Origin of the sequence: Paracoccus sanguinis (genome assembly GCF_900106665.1) — a bacterium.
Taxonomy (GTDB): domain Bacteria; phylum Pseudomonadota; class Alphaproteobacteria; order Rhodobacterales; family Rhodobacteraceae; genus Paracoccus; species Paracoccus panacisoli.
This window is the reverse complement of the sequence record NZ_FNNA01000001.1, coordinates 826,671-845,468: the sequence shown is the minus strand read 5'-3', so window position 1 is coordinate 845,468 and position 18,798 is coordinate 826,671. Positions and strand designations below refer to the sequence as shown.

The following is an 18,798-nucleotide window of genomic DNA, read 5'->3' as shown; positions in this document are numbered from 1 at the left end:
GGGTCAGGTAGCTTTCTTGGGCGAGACCAGCTTGTGCGGGACCTCAAGCCGTTTTGCCAGTTCCTTCAAATAGCCGGGCAACTTTTGCTCCGTGACCAATACGGCCCAGATGTCAGCGTCATCGCGCGGATCCATAGCCTGCATTACCGCTCGATACTTGACGCACTGGTAGATGCCACGGGTCAGGTCTGCCTCGTTCGAGTCCTTCGACTTCACTTCCAAGGCGATCGTGCGTTCTGGTGCGTAGTAGACGACGTCAACACGGTCCCCGGAGAGCAAATCAATCTCCGTATCCGTGCGAGTGACTTGCAGCCTTGGGAAAACTGCGGCTGGATTTGCCTTCACCCACAGGCGAAGCGCCTTGTGATTAGGGCCTTCTCCGCCTCGCCCCCTGGCAATGCCATCCTTTTCAGCGCCACCGGTCGGACTCGATGGTGACATTTTGCTGGTGTCAGGCTTATACGGCGTACCATAGACCTTTCGATAGACTCTCGGCCAATCTGGGAAGGCGTAGACTTCCTCTGCTGCACTCTCGAAGTATTCACGCCAGATTGCGGGCTTGCTATCTCGAAAGCCCTGTGATGCAAGCCTTGGTTGGTTGAAGTGGGCGGCCAGGAAACTGCCCGCACCGGTGCTTGGCATATGATCTTCTTGCAGTACCAGCAGCGCATTCAAGAGTGGCGGATCAGGAAAGTTGGCTTGGATGTTATGAATTATCTGACCCGCGCAGTACCCTAAGCGGGTTGCACGACCGATGCTCGAGAATCCTACCTGTTGTTCGAGGCGAAGCATTGCCTCTCCGTACGTAATATCCGTTCTGTTCATTGCCGCCTCGATGAGCCATCTGGCCAATACTGGTTCGGCATACTTGTCAAAGTTTTCGTTCGTTGGCTTGATGGGGATCCTAGTCATCTCACCGGGTCTCCGAGCTCACTAGATTTTCAATCAGCTTTGCGAATCCCGCTTCCACATCATAAACGGCGGTGAACTCGGCAAACTCCCAGCGCCCGAACTTACCGAGGTTGTTCACGCCCGGCACCCAGTAGGCGCGCATGGTGTTCGCCTTGTCTTTGGCATCCTCGCCGCGGTAGCCCTTGATTTCGACGATGATGTTCAGCGGGTCAGGCTTGCCGTCCTCGGTGCGGCGGCCGTCATCGACCTTGACGATGAAGTCGGGCAGGTATTTGCGCGGGGTAGAGCCGGAGAGGTAGGGCACCTCGAGGCCGAGCCCCTGGTTCTTGACGTAGGACAGTACTCGGGGATGACCTTCCGCCACCCGAGCAAATTCCGCTTCCCACTCGCTGTCGCAAACGACCCAATTGACATGGGACTTGTCCAGGCGGGTCCGCCAGCGAAGTGCCTTGGACGTGGTGAAGTTGACGAAGGCGGTCGTGCCGGTGGGATTGTAGGCGTCGAGGATAGCCTTGATCTGGTTCTCTCCCTTCAGCGTTTCGGTGATGGCCGCCTTGATCCGCTCGGCCGCCATATCGGCAATTTCCTTGTAGATCAGCTGCGCGGGATAGGTGCCCCCCGAGCATTTCAGGTAGCCGCCGTCGAGCCACTGGCGGGTGATGCGCTTCAACTGGCCAAAGAGGTGCAGCTTCGGTACCTCTCCGGGGTCGCGGTCTTTGGTGTAGAGAAGGTGCCGCGCCAGGTGAAACAGGATGGTGGACGAGCGCATGTCGTCCAGATGCTCAAGCGTAAGGTCCACACCTTCACCAATGATTCCTTGGTTGGTGGTGGTCGAAGGGCCAAGCAGCTGCGGGGTCAGTTCCAGAACGTGGTCGGGACCGAAGTTGGCCTCGAGCCGTTCATCCGGCAGTTCGACACGGTAGCCCTCGACGCGAGGGAAGGTGATTTCCAGTGCGTCGCGCTCTGGTTTTACAGCGTGGACGCGGACTGTTTCGCGCGGCGCCGCCGGGGGGGAGATCACCGGTTTCGCCGTGAAGTCGAAGGGGATGCCTAAAACATCGGCGTATTCGACGTTGAAGAGCCCCTCGTCGTTCAGTTCGTATGACTGGCGCCGAAGAGCCCTTCCGATCACCTGTTCGCACAGCAGTTGCGTGCCGAAGGCGCGGACGCCAAGAACGTGGGTGACGGTATTCGCGTCCCACCCTTCGGTCAGCATGGAGACCGAGACCACGCAGCGGATCTGTTCACCGAGGCGGCCCTTCTTGCCGACGGTGTTCATGACCTCGCGCAGGAGGGTTGGTTCGTCGATCTTCTGGCCTGCCGTTATGTCGCCCGTTCGCTCGACCATCTCGCGTTTGAATTGCTCGATCTCGACAGCCGCCATCTCGCGGAAATCCTTGTCGAGTGCCTCGCCCGCTTCCAGCTGCGCGCTGTCGATCAGGATAGTGTTCGGCCGCGGCATGCGGTTGCCGAAGTCATCATAGTTCCGGAAAAGCGCAAGGCGCCCATTTTCAAGCGTAGTCTCGGTGCCATCGTCACTGACCCGGTCAAAACCTGAGATGTACTTGTAGATCAGTTCCGACGTCGCCGTGTTGTTGCAGACGACTATAAAAACCGGCGGAACGCCGATCCTCTTGTCTTGCCAGAGCTCGAATGTCTTTTCGTAGTGACCGTACAAGGCTTCCAAGGCGGTCAACAGTTCGACCGGTAGGCTGAACGGATCGAGCGCCTTGCCTGCCGCACGTCCCTTCTTGGGGAGCTTCTTGCCGATATGATTCCAGAGGTTGCGGAACTTAGGCGTATCGCCGCCTGGCACATTGTCGGCGATAGGCACCCGCGGCAGTTTCACAATGCCGCATTCGATGGCGTCCATCAGGGAGAAGTCGGACATCGTCCAAGGAAACAGGGTGCCCTCGATGTATCCTGAGCCGCGAAGGAAGAATGGCGTTGCCGACAGGTCATAGACGATGCTGATGCCGAGCTTCCGCTTGACCGCTTCGAGACCAGAAATCCACATGCGGGCGGCCTCGTTGTTCTCCTTGGCCTCGCTTTTCTCGTCGCCCTTCAGATCTTCCTCTGTCTCGCCAACGGCGTCCTTCACCCGCTCGCGATAACAATGATGCGCCTCGTCGTTCAGGACGACGATGTTTTTCTGGCCCATCAGGTCGCCCATAACCCTCTGGATCATCTCTCCTTCGGTCTCCAGCGTCGGGACCTTGTCACCCCGCCAGCCCTATAAAGCCTGTCGGGTTCCCTTTGCGATCACCAGTTTCTCACGCAGTTTGAAGGCGTGATAGTTGGTAATGACGATCTTCGCAGCCTGGATATCTCGTAGCATGTCGGGCGGCGTGATTTCGCGCGAGCGGTAGTAGCTTTCGGGATCGTTCGGCAACAGGACACGCAAGCGGTCGCGGATGGTAATGCCAGGGGAAACGATCAAGAACCGGCTAGAGAACTGCTTGCTGTTTGGGTGACGCACGGCGTTAACCGTCTGCCACGCGATCAGCATCGCCATGACGGTGGTCTTGCCAGCCCCGGTCGCAAGCTTCAACGCAAGGCGCATCAGTTCGGGATTGGCCTGCTCGTTGGCCCCCTTGATGTGCGCCCAGAACTTGGCCACGCGCGGCCCCATTTTCGGCGCGACCTCGGTCAACCAGATCGAGGTTTCGACGGCTTCGATCTGGCAAAAGAAGGGCTGGACCCCCTCGAATTTGTGGTGTCGCCAATGTTGCAACAGTCGGGCTGTTTCCGGGGTCACGAGCCACTGGTCTGGGTTGGGAAGATTGCGCCACGTTTCGACATGTCCCCGAACCTCGTTGATGATCGGGGTAGGGTTGTATTCCAGCTCAGCCGTCGAAAGATCGTCATCAGCACCCAGAAGAAGAGCGCCCTGCTTCTGGCTTTTCCGCTGCTTCTTCGTCTTGGGGACCGGTGTGATCAGGTCGGAATGGCGCCTGGTATCGATAATGCGATTCGTTGGCTGGCCGTCTGCATCCAGTTCCCAATGGCGGCCCGGATATTCGTAGGGGGAATTTAGGATCGGCTTTTCGAAGAACTGCTCAGACATCGCAGAAGTCCTCTAAGGCATTCCACTCGACCCCTGCCTTCTGTTGGTCGATCAATCGATCAATAGCATCGCTCTTGAAACGCGCTTGACCCCGAATCTTGAACGCTGGGATCCGACCGGTGTGAGCCGTCGAGTAGGCGGTATTTTGTGTGACCTTCAACAAAATGGCAACCTTTGGGAACGTGAGAATCGGGCCCGTTATCGGACAGCTTCTTCTCGGACTTGATGAAGGGGAGGGTGCGAGACTATGACACAGATTGCTAGGACATACTGCTAGGGGGTTGCGCTTGATTCCTTACCTGCTGATAGGAGAGCGTCTTTAGCACGTCCACCGCTCCGATCCTATACTGAGAGTTTACCAGAAGTTCAGCCGCGGGCGCGGCCTCACGCTCTTCTACTTTGTCCTGAGTGTGACTGACGTGACACTAGTCGTTGATCTAGCCGCGACCGGGGCCGGTAGCTGATCTATGCCTATCTGCGACAGTTGCGCGTTCGCCCGGCGCAGAGAATTTTCATTGGGTGCAGCGCTGGGCTACCTTCGACGTTCGCCGAGGGGCTGTTCGCTGCCGGATAGATGCTGCCGCGAAGCGAGGCCCAGCCAAGCAGATAAGTGCCTCCGTGAGGGAACGCGTCTAGGCCGGCGCGAATGCCTTTACAGCCATTGTCGTGATCGTCCCGACGCCGGCGATCGTACGGAGACGGCGCATCAGATCAAGGTTATTGGCCTCGCCATGGAAGCTGTAGCGCTTCGATTCCTGTTCGTCCGAGCAACCGGTTAACGTAGAGCGCACTGATCGTGCCAAGCCCACACCGCTCAAGGTTCTGCAAACGACAGCAAACGATAGGTTTGATAAGGTAACAAACCGGATCGATCCAAGAAAGCATCGGATCAAGTGTATAAAATGAGAATATTTTGGTGCCGCAGAAGGGACTCGAACCCCCGACCCCATCATTACGAATGACGTGCTCTACCAGCTGAGCTACTGCGGCGTGCCGCGCGGGTTAGCACCTTCCCGCGCGGGGGAAAAGGGGGTCAGCGCGAATCCGTCGCCTCGGCGAGCGGCGGCTCGACGTCCGGGCGCACGGGCGGGTTGCCGCTGTCATCCGCGACCGGCGCCGGCGCGGCCGCGCGAGGCGCCACAGGCGTCTTGCCGGCATCGGTCGCCATAAGCCGGTCGCCTCCCGAGGCGGGCGGAGGGGTGATCTCGACGGCCGGCGGCGGCGAAACCTCGGTCACGGTGACCACGGTCGCAGTCTCGCCGCCCCGGCGCGCGGCGGGGTCAAGGCGCAGCGGCTCGGGGTCGGTGACGGTCGAGGAGGGGGCATAGTCCGACTCGCGCGGGACAATCCCCGGCGCGACGCTCGGCACCTCGGTCCGCGTCGTGCGGCGCTTGGCGGGTGCCGGGTTGCTCACCGGTTGCGCCGCCGAGGCGGCGGGACGCGGTCCGGGCAAGTGGCGAGGCGCGTCGGTGCCCTCGGCGTAGGCGTCGGCCTCGGTGAAGCTCTGGTCGACGTGCGCCTCGGACCCGGCCGGGCGGCCGACGATCAGTGGCAGCATCTCGACGCCATTGCTCGCCCCCGCCATCCGCGCCGCCACCGGCGGCTCGCGCCAGCTCAGCGTGTCGAACCCGTGGCAGCTGTCGCAGACCGGCGCCCAGTCGGCCATCACGTTGTGGCAGTTGTCGCAGACCCACTGCGGCCCGCGGCTCGCGTTCATGGCCCGCGCCAGCCAGCCGCGCACGACGCTGTCGTCAGAGCCCTCGCCCCGCTCGACCGCCGCGCGGATCGCCAGCGAGCGCGTCGTCGGCTGCGTCTCGGCCAGATCGCCGAGCGCCCGGCGGGCGGCGGGGAAATCCTCGGCCGCGAGCGCCAGCTCGGCGCGCAGCATCCGCGTCTCGGGGTGGTCGGGCTTGTGGCGCAGCAGGTCGTCGAACCGCCGCAGCCGCTGGGCCGGGGTCTCGTCCGGCACGATCTCGGCATAGACCGCGGCGAGCGCCGGGTGCGGCTGCGCCTCCCACGCCTTCTGCAGCAGGCGGCTCGCGTTGCGGGTGTCCTTCTGCGCGAGGTAGCTGCGCGCCGCCAGCACCGCCGCCGGCACGAGGTCGGGCGAGGCGCGGTTGGCGCTGATCGCCGCCTCGCGGGCGCTGATCGAGTTGCCGTGCGCCAGCACCTCGGACGCCTCCTGCAGCGCCAGCACGGCGTCGCGGCGCAGGTGGACGTCCTGCGGCAGGGTGCCCTGCTTGCGCTTGTCGCGCAGCGTCTGGCGGGCGCCCTTCCAGTCGTGCTCGCGGGTCTGGAGCGTCAGCAGGGTGTTCTGCAGGTCGGTGTGCGCGGGCTTCAGCGCATAGGCCTTTTCCGCCAACCGCAGGGCGGTGTCGGTCTCGCCCATGGCCAGCTTCTGCTGCATGAGCCCGCGGATGCCGACGAAGCGGGTCCGGGCGTCGGCCAGCATCTCGCGGTAGACCTCTTCGGCGCGGCGGGCATCGCCCGCGGTCTCGGCCGCCTGCGCGGCGAGCAGGTTGGTCAGATGCGGCTGGTCGAGGTATTTCGCGGCCTTCGACGCCTGGTCCTGCGCCAGCCGCCCCTCGCCCGAGGCGACGGCGAGCATCCCCTCGGCCAGCGCCTGATACCCCTTCCGCTCGCGCGAGCGGTCAAAATAGCGGTCGATGGCGGTGCGGTCGCCGGCGAGGAAGCGGATGAACGCGAGCGCCAGCCGCAGAAGCTGGACGATCACCCAGCTGGCGAGGATGAACAGGATCGCCGCCACCGCGGCCTGCACCGGGCCGAAGGTGTATTCGACACCGTTGAACTGCAGCACCAGCGGGTGCCCGGTCTGCGCAAGGTGCATCGCCCCCAGCGCCGCCGCGAGGACGACGCCGAAGAAGAACGTGACCTTCAGAAGCGTGAGCAGCATCGGGCGGACCTCAATTCGACGGGGTTGCGGCAGGGGAGGGGGTAGCGACCGGCGGCGGCACGTCGGCCGGCGGCGCGACCGCAGACGGCGCCGCGGCCTCGACCGCCGCCGGGCGGCCGACCGAGATGGCGTCCACCGGGGCGGTGGCAGAAGCAGGCTCGGCCGCGGGCGCGGGATTGGTGGGTTCGGTCGCCGGAGCGGCAGGTGCCGGCTCCGCCGCCGGCGCGGCCTGTGTCGGCGCAGGCGCGACAGGCGCCGCAGCATCCCCCGCCGGCTCAGGCGTCGAGGGGGAGGTCAGCGCACCGATCGCCGCGGTGGCGTCGGCGTGGGCGCGGGCGCGGGCGATCCACGGCTCCATCGCCGGGCGGGCCGGGGCGGGCAGCGCCTCAAGTTCCTTGAGCGCCGCGGCAATGTCGCCGCGGTCGACGGCCGCGCCGGCGCGCGACAGCACCGCGTCGGCGTCCGACCCCTCGTGCGGGGTGACCGAGCGCGCCCCGGTCTGGGCGCGCAGGAAGTTGCCGATGGCGCTGCCGCGGCCCGAGGCCGCATCGCTGCGCAATTCGGCGCGCAGCGCGGCGCGGGCGGCGGGCGGGAACTCGGCGGCGAGCGCCTCGAGCGTCGGCACCTCGACGGTCAGCGCGGGGGGCGGGGTCACGCCGGCCTCCTGCAACTGGGCCAGCGCCGCCTCGCGCGGGGCGCCGGTCTGGATCGCGGTGCCGAGCGCGCTTGCCGCGGCGGCGGTGCGGGCGCGGCGGGCGGCCTCGTCGGCGGCGGCGCGCAGGTCGGCGGCACGGGCCTCGGCCTCGGCCAGCCGCGCCTCGGCTTCGTCGGCGGCCTGGTTGATGCGCGCCGTCGCGGCCTCGGCGTCAGCGGCGAGCTGTTCGAGCCGGTCGGCGGTCGCCTGATCCACGGTCGGGCGGGCGGCGAGCGCCTGCACCTCCTGTCGCAGGGGCTCCAGATCCACCGGCGGGCGGGCGGCGAGGTCCTCGACCTGCTGGCGCAGCGGGGCGAGATCGACGGGCTCGCGCGCGGCCAGCGTCTCGACCTGCTGGCGCAGCGCGTCGAGGTCGCCGGGCTGGGCGGATGCCAGCTCGCGCAGCCGCGTGTCGAGCGCGGCGAGCTCCTGGGCCTGCGCGGCCAGCGTGGACTGGATCGCGCCGTCGGGCTGGGGCGTGGCGGGGGCCTCGGCAATCAGCTTGGCGGCGGCGTCCGAGCCGGCCTGCCGCGCCTCGGTCAGCAGCGCCTCGCGGTCCGGGACGAGGCTGGCACCGGCCGCGCGGCTGGCGGCCTCGGCGGCGCTTGTGGCGGCCTGCTGGGCGGCTTCGGCGGCGCGGGTCTCGATCGCCGCGGCGCGGCTGTCGATCTCGGCGCGGGCGGCGGCGGCGGCCTGTTCGGCGAGCGCCGCGGTGTCGATCTCGGGTGCCGCGGCGGGCGCGGGCGCAGGCTGCCACGCGGCGGGCAGGCGCGGGATCGCCCACCACGCGGCCCCGGCGCCGAGCCCCGCGGCGACGACGCCGCCGAGGAACAGCGGCGCGAAGCCGCCGCGCCGGGGGGCGGGGGCGGGTTTGGCCGGGGCCGGAGTGTGGGCCGGCGCCGGGGCCGGGCTGCGCGACTCGTTGAAGGTGGGCGGGACCGAGGAGCGGGTGGTGCCTTCGGTGCTGGCGCGCGGGGGAATGGCGGCGTCGGACTTGGGAGCGTCGGGCGCCGGGCGGTCCGCGGAGGTTTTCGGCGTGGACTCGGCAGGTTTGCCGGGCGTGGTGTCGCGGGTGATCGTGGGGCTTTCGGCGCGCACCGAGGCCGGCGACGCATCGGCCCCTGCCTTCAACGGCTTGTCGGCCGCGCCCGCAGCCCCGACCCCCATCTTGCCCACGGGCGCCTCAGCGTCGGCACGACCCGAGGCCGCCGCATCGCGCGGGGCCATACCCGCCACGCCGCCGGTGCCGACCAGCGACGACTCGACCGACGGGGCCGGCTCGCCCGATTTCGCCATGCCCGGCCCGGCCCGCTCGACCGGCGGCGCCTCGCGCAGGTCCACCACGCTGCCCGGCGCGGCGGCCTTGGTGCCGGCGGCGGGCTGGCCGGCGGGCGTCTTGCCGGGTTTCGCGGTATCCTTGCGGTCGGTCATGGCGCGGCGATCCCTTGCGGCGGACGGGCGGGGCGTCGTCCCCGGCGTCGTGATTTGGCGGTTCGGCCCGCGCACGAACCGCGCGGGTGGCGTCACAGTAGAGAGCAGCGCCGTGCGGCTCAACCCGCGCCGGGCGGCTCTGTTCCGCGGGTGAGCGCGCGGATGACGCAGCGGATGCCGGGCGCGTCGGGCGAGGGCGCCACGGCGCGACGCAGCGTCGCGGGGGCGGGGCCCGTCCACGCCCGATCCCAGGCCGCGTCGGCGGCGGCGCTGATCGGGGCGAGCCACAGCGGCGCGGCCGGCCCGACGGCGGCCACGGCCGCAGCCGCGAGCGCCGCCGCGCGGGGCGAGAAGAGCGGCAGGATCACCGGCGCCGGACGCTTGAGCAGGGCGGCGGCCTCCTCCGGCAAGGGCAGCGCCTGCTGGTCATAGACGACGATCCCCGGCACCGGCAGCTCGGCCGCGACGCGCACCCCGCGCAGGTGCACCCAGCCGGGGCCGAGCCCGGTGAGCAGCGGCATCATCCCCGCCGCATCGCCCGGCCCCTGCGTCACCGCAAAGCCCGCCGCGCGGGCCAGCTCGGCCGTGCGCGGGCCGACGCAGATCGCCGGGCGCCCGCGGCCCGGCCCGGCGTGGGGGACGGCGTTCTCGGAGGTCAGGACCAGCCCCTCGGCCGCCGCGACCGCGGCGCTGTCGTGGGGGACGGGGACGATCCGCATCAGCGGGGCGATCACCGTGGCCAGGCCGAGGTCGGCGATCTGGTCCGCGAAGCGCCGCGCCGCGGGGGCGGGGCGGGTGATGAGGACGACGGGGGGCAAGGGCGGCTGCATGGCGTTTCCCGGGGACCGGTGCTAGGCGGGGATAGGCCGTCCCAACCCGTGATTTCAACCATGACGCTGACCGTGCTGGGGATCGAGAGCAGTTGCGACGACACCGCCGCCGCCGTGGTGCGGCTGGACGATGCCGCAGGCCGGGACGACGGGGGCGCCGCGCCGCGCATCCTGTCCTCGGTCGTGGCGGGGCAAGAGACGCTGCACGCGGCCTTTGGCGGAGTCGTCCCCGAGATCGCCGCCCGCGCCCATGCCGAACGGCTCGACCTCGCCGTCGAGCAGGCGCTGGCCGAGGCGAGGGTGGGCCTTGGCGATCTCGACGCCATCGCCGTCACCGCCGGGCCGGGGCTGATCGGCGGGGTCATGGCGGGGGTGATGCTCGCGAAGGGGATCTCGGCCGGGACCGGGCTGCCGCTGGTGGGGGTCAACCACCTCGCCGGGCACGCGCTGACCCCGCGGCTGACCGACGGGATCGGGTTTCCCTACCTCATGCTGCTCGTCTCGGGCGGGCATTGCCAGTTCCTGCGGGTCGAGGGGCCCGAGGACTTCACCCGCCTTGGCGGCACCATCGACGATGCGCCGGGCGAGGCCTTTGACAAGGTGGCCAAGCTCCTCGGCCTGCCGCAGCCCGGCGGCCCGGCGGTCGAGGCCGAGGCCGCCGCGGGCGACCCCCGCGCCATTCCGCTGCCCCGCCCGCTGCTCGACCGACCGGGCTGCGACATGAGCTTTTCGGGCCTCAAGACCGCCGTGCTGCGCGCCCGGGACGAGGCGGTGGCCCGCGACGGCGGGCTGCGCGCCGGGGTGCGGGCCGACATCTGCGCGGGGTTTCAGGCCGCGGTGGCCGAGGTGCTGGCGGAAAAGACCCGCCGGGCGCTCGCCACCTCCCCGGTGCCGGTCCTCGCCGTGGCCGGGGGCGTTGCTGCCAACCGCACCATCCGCGCGGCGCTCGAGGCGGTGGCGGACAGCGCCGGGGTGCGGTTCCTCGCCCCGCCGCTGGCGCTCTGCACCGACAACGCGGCGATGATCGCCTGGGCGGGGATCGAACGCTTCCGCCTCGGCCACCGCGACGGGATGGAGCTTTCGGCGCGCCCGCGCTGGCCGCTCGACGGGCGCGCCGCGCCGATGCTGGGCGCGGGCAAGCGGGGGGCCAAGGCATGAGCGTCGCGGTCCTCGGCGCCGGCGCCTTCGGCACCGCGCTCGCCGTCGCGCTGGCGGCCAAGGGGCCGGTGGTGCTGTGGGGGCGACGGATCGGCTGGACGGGCGAGAACCCGCTGTTGCCCGGCGTGACCCTGCCCACCGCCGTCACCGTGACCGAACGGCTCGCGGAGGCGCGGGCCGAGGTGCTGCTGATCGCCATTCCCGCGCAGGCGCTCGGCGGGTTCCTCGAGACCCACGCGGGGGCGCTGGAGGGGCGGGCGCTGGTCGCCTGCGCCAAGGGCATCGACCTCGCCACCGGGCGCTCGCCGGCCGGGATGCTGGCCGCGGCCTGCCCCGCGGCGACGGTCGCGGTGCTGACCGGGCCGAGCTTCGCCGCCGACATCGCCCGCGGCCTGCCGACCGCGCTGACGCTCGCCTGTGCCGATGCCGAGGCGGGGCACGCGCTGCAGCACCAGCTCTCGACCCCGGCGCTGCGGCTTTACCGCACGACCGACGTGGTGGGCGCGGAACTGGGCGGGGCGCTCAAGAACGTCATCGCCATCGCCGCGGGCGCGGCCATCGGCGCGGGGCTGGGGGACAGCGCGCGGGCCGCCATCGTCACCCGCGGCTTTGCCGAGATGGCCCGCTTTGCCGCAGCGCAGGGCGCCGAGCCCGAGACGCTCGCCGGGCTTTCGGGCTTGGGCGACCTGATCCTGACCGCGACCTCGGCCCAGTCGCGCAACTTCCGCTATGGCCAGGCGCTGGGGCAGGGGGCGGCCTTCGGCGCCGCCGTGACGGTCGAGGGCGCGGCCACCGCCCGCGCCGTCACCCGGCTGGCCGCGGCGCAGGGGATCGAGATGCCGATCTCGGCGCTGGTCGCCGGGCTTGCCGGGGGCCGGATCGACGTTAAACAGGCGATGGAGCTGCTGCTCGCCCGCCCGCTCAAGGAGGAATGATGCCGCTTTTCGCCGTGATCTGCCGGGACAAGCCCGGCCATCTCTCGACCCGGCTCGAGACGCGCTCGGCGCATCTGGACTGGCTCAACGCCGCCGACATGGTCCGCATGGCCGGGCCCCTGGTCGAGGACGGCGAGATGCGCGGCTCGCTGGTCGTGGTCGAGGCCGACGACGCCGAGCGGGTGCGCGCCTGGACCGCGGGCGACCCCTATGCCGCGGCCGGGCTGTTCCAGTCGGTCGAGGTCATCGAGTGGCGCAAGGTGATCTGATGGCGCACTGGCTGTTCAAGTCCGAGCCCGACGCCTTCTCGTGGGACGACCTCGTGGCCCGCGGCCGCGACGGGGAAGAGTGGAACGGGGTGCGCAGCGTGCAGGCCCGCAACGTCATGCGCGAGATGAAGGTCGGCGACCGCGGGTTCTTCTACCACTCGAACATCGGGAAAGAGGTGGTGGGCATCGTCGAGGTGATCGCCGAAAGCCACCCCGATTCGACCGCCGACGACCCCAAATGGGACTGCGTGGACCTGCGCGCGGTCGAGCCGCTGGCCCGGCCGGTGACCTTGGCCCAGATCAAGGCGGACCCGCAGTTCGCCGATATGGTGCTGGTGCGCAACTCGCGCCTGTCGGTGCAGCCGGTGACCGACGCGGAGTGGGAGGCGGTGCTGGCCCTGGCCGAAGCGCCTGAAGAGGCGCCTGAGGATGCGCCCGCCGACCGCCCGGCCAAAGCCAAGCCCGCCAGACGCGCGGCCAAACGGAGGGACTGACCCGATGGAGCTGATGATCGTGATCGCCGCGGCGATCCTCGCCTGGGTCGTGGGGGCGATCTGGTACCGCCTGACCGACCGGGTCTATGCCCACGCCTCGGCGTTGCAGGTCCAGAACATCGGTCATCCCAAGGCGCGCTCGGTGGTGCCCTATCTGCTGGCCGGGGTGGCGCTGGTGGCGGTGGCGGCGATGCTGCGGGTGCTGTTCGTGCGCGCCGGCATCGACGGGGTGCTGGCCGGGATGGGCTGGGGCTTCGGCATCGGCGCGGCCATCGTCGCGCCGTGGTTCGTGATCGAGAACACCTATTCGCCGCGGCCGATGATCATGACGCTGGTGGACATGGGCTATGCCATCACCGCCTGCGCGGTGATCGGCGCGGTGATGGGCGGCATCTGACCCCGCAGGCCAGCCCCGGCCGCGCGCTTGCGCCACGCCCCCGGGGGACGGACCGGCCCGCCCCCGTGCCGCCTTGCCGCAGGCGGGGCCGGGGGGCTGCGCTTGCCCCGGCCGGGCCGAGTGCCTAAACCCGCCCGGTCCGCCGCGCGGCCCTGCCGCGCCCCCTCGCCGCCCGACGTCCCAGCCTGAGAGGTCCGCCCATGGCCCGCAGCCCCAAGCCGATCGCCGATCGGCCCGCGACGAAACGCATCGGCGCGCTGGCGGCGCTGTGGCCGTTCGTCCGGCCCTACCGGCTGCTGCTGGCCGGCGCGCTGCTCGCGCTGATGGTGACGGCGGGGGTGAGCCTCGTCCTGCCGGTCGCGGTGCGCCGGATCGTGGACGGGTTCGACGAGGGCGCGCGGCTGCTCGACCAGTATTTCCTCGCCGCCATCGGCATCGCGGCGCTCCTCGCCGTGGGCACGGCGCTGCGCTATGCGCTTGTCACCCGGCTGGGCGAGCGGGTCGTGGCCGACATCCGCCGCGCGGTCTTCGACCGGGTGATCGGCCTCTCGCCCGCCTTCTTCGAGCGGGTGATGACCGGCGAGATCATCAGCCGCATCACCACCGACACGACGCTGATCCTGTCGGTGATCGGCTCGTCGGTAAGCCTCGCGCTGCGCCAGGCGATGGTGGCGGTCGGCGGCTTGGTGATGCTGCTGCTGACCTCGGCCAAGCTGACCGGGCTGCTGATGCTGGTCGTGCCCGTCGTGCTGGTGCCGATCATCGTGCTCGGCCGCCGGCTGCGCGGCCTCTCGCGCGAGAACCAGGACTGGATCGCCGCCTCGTCGGGCAGCGCGTCGGAAACGCTGCTCGCGGCGCAGACGGTGCAGGCCTTCACCGCCGAGGACGCGACGCGGGCGGGCTTTGCCGACGTGACCGAACGCTCGTTCGCCTCGGCCGCGCGCCGCATCCGGGTGCGGGCGGCGATGACGGCGCTGGTGATCTTCCTGATCTTCGCGGGCGTCACCGGCGTCCTGTGGATCGGCGCCCGCGACGTGCGGCTGGGCGCCATGACGGTGGGCGAGCTGGTGCAGTTCGTCATCTACGCGGTGATGGTCGCGGGCTCGGTCGGCGCGCTGTCCGAGATCTGGGGCGAGTTGCAGCGCGCCGCCGGCGCCACCGAGCGGCTGGGCGAGCTGCTGGCGACGCAGGACGCGCTGACGGACCCCGCCCGCCCGGTGGCGCTGCCGCGCCCGGTGCGCGGGCAGATCGAGCTCGAGGGCGTTTCGTTCCACTATCCGACCCGGCCCGATGTCTCGGCGCTCGAGGACGTGTCGCTCTCGATCCGGCCGGGCGAGACGGTGGCGCTGGTCGGCCCCTCGGGGGCGGGCAAGACCACCGTCGTGCAGCTCATCCTGCGCTTCTGGGACCCCGAGACGGGCCGCGTCACGCTGGACGGGATCGACCTGCGCGACATGGCGCGGGCCGATTTCCGCCGCGCCATCGCGCTGGTGCCGCAGGACCCGGTGATCTTCGCCACCACCGCGCGCGAGAACATCCGCTTCGGCCGCCCCGAGGCCTCGGACGCCGAGGTCGAGGCCGCCGCCCGTGCCGCCAACGCCCACGACTTCCTGACCGCGCTGCCCGACGGCTATGAGGCGCAGGTGGGCGAGCGCGGGGTGATGCTGTCGGGCGGCCAGAAGCAGCGCATCGCCATCGCCCGCGCGATCCTGCGCGATGCCTCGATCCTGCTTCTGGACGAGGCGACGAGCGCGCTCGACGCCCAGTCCGAGCGGCTGGTTCAGGACGCGGTGGACGCGCTGGCCCGCGACCGCACGACGATCATCGTCGCGCACCGGCTGGCGACGGTGAAGAAGGCCGACCGGATCGTGGTCATGGACAAGGGCCGCATCGTCCAGCAGGGCACGCATGACGAGCTGGTGGCGCAGGGCGGCCTCTACGCCCGGCTCGCCCGGCTGCAGTTCACGGACGGGGCGGCCTGAGCGCCGCCCTCAGCTGCGTCCGTCTGGCCCGAAGACTCGGTGGCACGGCCTCAAAGGTCGGGGAAGAACACCCCACCGGGCGAGAGGGTGAAGATCTCGCACCCGTCCGCGGTCACGCCGACGGAATGCTCGAACTGCGCCGACAGCGACTTGTCGCGCGTGACCGCGGTCCAGTCGTCGGCGAGGATGCGCGTCTCGGCCCGGCCGAGGTTTATCATCGGCTCGATGGTGAAGAACATCCCCTCTTCCAGCATCGGGCCCTTTCCGGGCCGGCCGAAGTGCAGGACGTTCGGCGGCGCGTGGAACACCCGGCCCAGCCCGTGGCCGCAGAAGTCGCGCACCACCGACATCCGCTGGCCCTCGGCGTAGGTCTGGATCGCCGCGCCGATGTCGCCGAAGGTGGCGCCGGGGCGCACCGCCTCGATCCCCTTCATCAGGCAGTCGTGGGTCACCCGGATCAGCCGCGCCGCGCGCTCGGACACCGGCCCGGCGACGTACATGCGCGAGCTGTCGCCGTACCAGCCGTCCTTGATCACCGTCACGTCGATGTTGAGGATGTCGCCCTCGAGCAGCGCATCGCTGTCGCGCCGCTTCTCGAGATCGCGCGAGATCGTCTCGTCGCGGCCCTTGGGGATCGGCTGGCCGGGGATGCCGTGGCAGACGACGTGGTTCACGCTGATGCAGCTCGCGTGCTGGTAGCCGCGATAGCCGACGGTGGCGCTGGTCAGCCCCAGCTCGGCCACCCGGGCGTTGATGAAGTCGTCCAGCTCGGCCGTGGTCACGCCGGGGGCCACGCGCGGGCCCACCTCGTCCAGGATCAGCGCGGCGGCGGCGCCGGCGGCGCGCATTCCGGCGAAATCCTCGGGGGCATGGATGCGGATGCCTTCGCGGGTGAGGCGCGGGTCGTTCATCGGGCTGATCCTTTCGCTTGAGGTGCCAGATAGACCCCGGCGGGGCCTTGTTCCAGCCCTCAGGCCGGGCATTATGCGCCCGCACCGGGCCTCGCCCGGCTAGACACCCGGGGGACGCCTGATGCAATCCGACAATCCGACCGCCGCGATCCTGCTGATCGGGGACGAGATCCTGTCCGGCCGCACCCGCGACCTGAACGCCCACCACCTCGCCGGCATCCTGAACGGCATCGGCATCGACCTGCGCGAGATTCGCGTGGTGCCCGACGACCATGCCGCGATCGTGGGGGCGCTTCGGGCGCTCGACCGCCACCTCGGTGGGGACTGGGACATGGTGTTCACCTCGGGCGGCATCGGCCCGACCCACGACGACATCACCGCCGACGCCGTGGCCGACGCCTATGGCGTGGGGATCGAGGTCAACGCCGACGCCCGCCGCATGATGGAGGAGCGCTGGACCCGGCTGGGGATGGAGATCACGCCCGCCCGCCTCAGGATGGCCCGCATCCCGGTCGGCGCGACGCTGATCGAGAATGCCGAGTCCGCCGCGCCGGGCTTTTCCATCGGCGGCGCGCACGTCATGGCCGGGGTCCCCTCGGTGTTCCGCAGCATGGTCGAGGCGCTGGTCCCGCGGCTCAACCCCGGCCGCCCGCCGGTCAGCCGCACCGTCCGGGTCGAGCGCCCCGAGTCCGACGTGGCCGAGGGGCTGCGCGAGGTCGCGGCCGCGTTCCCGGACCTGTCGCTCGGCAGCTATCCCTTCCGCGAGGAGGGGCGCTTCGGCACCAACCTCGTGATCCGCGGGCTCGACTCCGCCCGCGTCGAGGCCGCGCTCGCAGCGCTCGGCACCCGGCTCGGGCTGTGATCTCACCGGCGTTCGACGCCGCCTGGCAGGCGACCTGGCCCGCGGCCGACTATGCCGACCACGGCGGGCTGCGGGTCGGCCGGGGCATGGGCGGCGGCGGCCGGGTCAGCGCCGCCCGGGTGGTGGGCGACTGGGATGAGGCCGACATTGCCGCGGCCGAGGCGACCCATGCCGGCTGGGGCCAGCCGGCGCTGTTCTCGGTCGAGGACGGCGACGACGCGCTGGCCGCGGCGCTTGCGGCGCGGGGGTATCGCGCCGCCAACCCCACGCTGATCCTGTCGGCACCGCTCGGGCCGCTGACCGACCGGGCGATCCCGCCGGTGACGGCGCTCGAATCCTGGCCGCCGCTGGCGATCCAGCGCGACCTGTGGCGCCAGCTTGGGGTCGGGGACGCGCGGCAGGCGGTGATGGCGCGGGTGGCGGGGCCGCACACGGCGATCCTCGGCCGGGTCGAGGATCGCGCCGCCGGCGCCGCCTTTGCCGCGGTGCACGGCGGCATCGGCACGCTGCACGCGCTGGCGGTGCTGCCGCGCTGGCGGGGCAAGGGTCTCGGCGCGTGGATGGTCCGCCGCGCGGCCGATTTCGCCGCCCGGCACGGCGCCACCGAACTGGCGCTCGCGGTGACCGAGGCGAACGCCGCGGCGCGCGCGCTCTATGCCGGGCTCGGCTTCGCGCCGGTCGGCCGCTACGCCTATTGGCAGCGCGGCGGCTGAGCCGTCACTCGGTCGCCAGCCGCCGGAACTCGCGCTTGAGCAGGTCCACTTCGGCCCTGAGCAGGTCGATCTCGGCCCGCAGGTCGGCGTCGAGCGCCTCGCCCGCGAGCAGCGGCAGGTGCCCGAGCCGCATCGCGCCGGGCCGCGGGGCGTCCACGCCGGCGCCATCATCGGCGATGAGCGTATAGGTCTGCACCCCCTCGGACAGCGTCTCGACCGGCAGGGCGGCGCGAATGTTCCAGCCGCTCTCGGCGCCGGGTGTGACCTCGGCCTGGCCCACGGTGCGGCCGTTCAGCGTCAGCGCCACCCGGCCGGGGGCGGGGCCGTCGGGCAGCCGCCCCTCCCACACCCCGGACTTGAGGCCGAGCGAGACGAACGGACGGGTCATGTCGGGCCCCCTTGGGTCAGCCATCGGGCGTTACACATCGGCGCGCAGATGCCGCGACAGGAACAGGTCGCGGATGCGCACCGCATTCATCTGCGGCGCCTCGAAGATCAGGTCGAGCCACAGCTTCTCGAGCCGCTTCTCGTTCATCTCGACGTAGTGCAGGTCGAACTCGATCTCGCGCGCGACCGGCTCGGGGCCGGGGGCGATGTCGCCGAGATGGCGCAGCAGCGTGTCGGTGTTCGGCCCGTGGCCGATGTTCAGCCGGGCATAGATGCTCATCGGGCGCTCGACGGTCAGCGTCACGTCGAGCCGGATGATATGGGCGCGGGTCAGCCCGTCGCGGGCGGCGTCGGGCAGGGTGACCGAGACCGACAGGTAGCTGCCCGAGAACCCCAGCGTCTCGAGCAGCAGGCCGAAGGGCGCCAGATCGGCGGCGCCGCGGTTCGGCATCTGCCGCAGGATCAGCGCGCCGGCCGGGCAGTCGTGCCAGACCGCCGCCTGCTCGCCCAGCCACGTCCCCGAGGCGGGGGCGGCGATGCCCGACGGCGCGATCCGGGTCGACAGGAACGGCGGCCGCCAGCGCCAGTCGGTGCCGCGCGGCAGGTCGGCCAGATCGACCGGCCGCTGGACGCTGTCAAGCCGGCTCTGCGCGCTGGCGATGAAGCGGTCGGCGCTGCGCCTGAGGCCGCGCGCGTCGTCCTGCAACTCGCGCAGCCGGCGCAGGGTCATGCCGCCGGTGGCTTCGGCCAGCCGCTGCCACTCGCCCATCGCGCGCAGGCGCAGCCTGTTCCTGACCCAGCGGCGCGGTTGGATGGCCATCGTTGCGGCGCCCCCGTCGGAC

15 protein-coding genes, 1 tRNA gene and 3 pseudogenes are annotated in these 18,798 nt (G+C 70.4%); 8 read left to right on the top strand and 11 right to left on the bottom strand.

The features are described 5' to 3' along the window. Positions 1-3: 3 nt before the first annotated feature. From BLW17_RS17645 to BLW17_RS04150, 8 genes and pseudogenes are all read right to left on the bottom strand, one after another. A complete protein-coding gene (locus BLW17_RS17645; protein ID WP_139305900.1) occupies positions 4-912 on the bottom strand; it encodes a hypothetical protein in 909 nt (302 codons plus the stop codon). Position 913: 1 nt separating this feature from the next. Next, positions 914-3,979, bottom strand: a pseudogene (locus BLW17_RS04175) (BPTD_3080 family restriction endonuclease). After that, positions 3,972-4,169, bottom strand: a complete 198-nt coding sequence (locus BLW17_RS04170) for a helix-turn-helix domain-containing protein (RefSeq protein ID WP_269429089.1) — start codon at positions 4,167-4,169, stop codon at positions 3,972-3,974. Before BLW17_RS04170 ends, BLW17_RS04175 begins: the two are co-directional and overlap by 8 nt. Positions 4,170-4,511: 342 nt before the next feature. Beyond that, positions 4,512-4,607, bottom strand: a pseudogene (locus tag BLW17_RS18920) (hypothetical protein); the annotation flags it as partial. 286 nt (positions 4,608-4,893) lie between these two features. Further along, positions 4,894-4,969, bottom strand: a tRNA-Thr gene (locus BLW17_RS04165). Positions 4,970-5,012: 43 nt separating this feature from the next. Next, entirely contained in the window at positions 5,013-6,893 is a 1,881-nt protein-coding gene (locus BLW17_RS04160) for a heme biosynthesis protein HemY (RefSeq protein WP_074826099.1), read from the bottom strand. A 10-nt stretch (positions 6,894-6,903) separates the two neighbouring features. Then, the gene (locus tag BLW17_RS04155; protein WP_074826096.1) at positions 6,904-9,018 is read right to left on the bottom strand and encodes a hypothetical protein; all 2,115 of its coding nucleotides are present in this window, start codon (positions 9,016-9,018) and stop codon (positions 6,904-6,906) included. Positions 9,019-9,137: 119 nt separating this feature from the next. Then, a complete protein-coding gene (locus BLW17_RS04150) occupies positions 9,138-9,848 on the bottom strand; it encodes a uroporphyrinogen-III synthase (RefSeq protein ID WP_074826093.1) in 711 nt (236 codons plus the stop codon). Between the two features lie 60 nt (positions 9,849-9,908). On the opposite strand from BLW17_RS04150, the gene tsaD reads away from it, so the two are divergent. The 6 genes and pseudogenes from tsaD (at position 9,909) to BLW17_RS04120 (ending at position 15,083) form a co-directional block, all read left to right on the top strand. Further along, positions 9,909-11,006, top strand: coding sequence for a tRNA (adenosine(37)-N6)-threonylcarbamoyltransferase complex transferase subunit TsaD (gene tsaD / locus BLW17_RS04145; RefSeq protein WP_036735582.1), 1,098 nt, complete (start codon positions 9,909-9,911; stop codon positions 11,004-11,006). After that, positions 11,003-11,941 (top strand): NAD(P)H-dependent glycerol-3-phosphate dehydrogenase, encoded by a 939-nt coding sequence (locus tag BLW17_RS04140; RefSeq protein ID WP_036735580.1) that lies wholly within the window; start codon positions 11,003-11,005, stop codon positions 11,939-11,941. Before tsaD ends, BLW17_RS04140 begins: the two co-directional genes overlap by 4 nt. Continuing rightward, the gene (locus BLW17_RS04135) at positions 11,938-12,210 is read left to right on the top strand and encodes a YciI family protein (RefSeq protein ID WP_170835578.1); all 273 of its coding nucleotides are present in this window, start codon (positions 11,938-11,940) and stop codon (positions 12,208-12,210) included. Before BLW17_RS04140 ends, BLW17_RS04135 begins: the two co-directional genes overlap by 4 nt. Beyond that, a pseudogene (locus BLW17_RS04130) lies at positions 12,210-12,614 on the top strand (EVE domain-containing protein); the annotation flags it as partial. The gene BLW17_RS04135 and the pseudogene BLW17_RS04130, both read left to right, overlap by 1 nt. Positions 12,615-12,708: 94 nt before the next feature. Then, a complete protein-coding gene (locus BLW17_RS04125) occupies positions 12,709-13,101 on the top strand; it encodes a DUF1761 domain-containing protein (RefSeq protein WP_036704301.1) in 393 nt (130 codons plus the stop codon). 200 nt (positions 13,102-13,301) lie between these two features. Further along, positions 13,302-15,083 (top strand): ABC transporter transmembrane domain-containing protein, encoded by a 1,782-nt coding sequence (locus BLW17_RS04120; RefSeq protein WP_036735578.1) that lies wholly within the window; start codon positions 13,302-13,304, stop codon positions 15,081-15,083. A 50-nt stretch (positions 15,084-15,133) separates the two neighbouring features. Here the strand turns inward: BLW17_RS04120 and map are convergent, their stop codons facing one another. Then, positions 15,134-15,994: a type I methionyl aminopeptidase gene (gene map, locus BLW17_RS04115; RefSeq protein ID WP_036735576.1), complete on the bottom strand. Its 861-nt coding sequence runs from the start codon at positions 15,992-15,994 to the stop codon at positions 15,134-15,136. Positions 15,995-16,115: 121 nt separating this feature from the next. Between map and BLW17_RS04110 the strand changes: the two genes are divergently transcribed. Both BLW17_RS04110 and BLW17_RS04105 read left to right on the top strand, forming a co-directional pair. Continuing rightward, on the top strand, positions 16,116-16,856 hold the full coding sequence (locus BLW17_RS04110; RefSeq protein ID WP_036735573.1) for a competence/damage-inducible protein A: 741 nt from the start codon (positions 16,116-16,118) through the stop codon (positions 16,854-16,856). Next, positions 16,853-17,569 carry a GNAT family N-acetyltransferase gene (locus tag BLW17_RS04105; RefSeq protein WP_036735571.1) on the top strand — a complete coding sequence of 239 codons (717 nt, stop codon included), beginning with the start codon at positions 16,853-16,855 and terminating at the stop codon, positions 17,567-17,569. Before BLW17_RS04110 ends, BLW17_RS04105 begins: the two co-directional genes overlap by 4 nt. 4 nt (positions 17,570-17,573) lie before the next feature. Here the strand turns inward: BLW17_RS04105 and BLW17_RS04100 are convergent, their stop codons facing one another. Together BLW17_RS04100 and BLW17_RS04095 are read right to left on the bottom strand one after the other, a co-directional pair. Then, complete coding sequence (locus BLW17_RS04100) at positions 17,574-17,957, bottom strand: hypothetical protein (RefSeq protein ID WP_036735569.1); 384 nt, start codon at positions 17,955-17,957, stop codon at positions 17,574-17,576. 30 nt (positions 17,958-17,987) lie between these two features. Further along, positions 17,988-18,776, bottom strand: coding sequence for a DUF6478 family protein (locus tag BLW17_RS04095; protein WP_052175122.1), 789 nt, complete (start codon positions 18,774-18,776; stop codon positions 17,988-17,990). Positions 18,777-18,798: the final 22 nt, after the last annotated feature.